The organism is Pedobacter sp. 05L430 (assembly GCF_056397585.1).
Window position 1 is genome coordinate 1 of record NZ_JBFTNT010000665.1, and the last position, 349, is coordinate 349.

Here is a 349-nt window from a genome sequence, read left to right on the forward strand (position 1 = left end):
ACGCCAAGGATTATCATTACTAATGCTATTGTTTTGTTCATGGCTATCTCTTTAATTTATTTTATACAACAGCCTTGTATATTAAATGTTTGATTATAATATTTTGTATTTTGCATAATGAGTTTTTTAACCGCTGAGTGGCGAAAGCTAGCTATAGCTAATTATGCTATTGATAAGAATTTACTTATTCCCTATTTGCCGGCTGGCACAGAGCTGGATTTATGGAATGATACCTGTTATGTAAGCTTAATCGGCTTTCTGTTTAAAAACACAAAGCTGTTGGGGTTCAGTATTCCCTTTCATGCAAACTTTGAAGAGATAAACCTTCGGTTCTATGTCAGGTATAACG

At 33.8% G+C, this 349-nt stretch carries 1 protein-coding gene; it reads left to right on the forward strand.

What is annotated here, in order from left to right:
• Nucleotides 1-117: 117 nt before the first annotated feature.
• Nucleotides 118-349 (forward strand): DUF2071 domain-containing protein (locus tag AC1DG9_RS27865; RefSeq protein WP_477635812.1); only part of this gene is annotated, 232 nt, incomplete at its 3' end.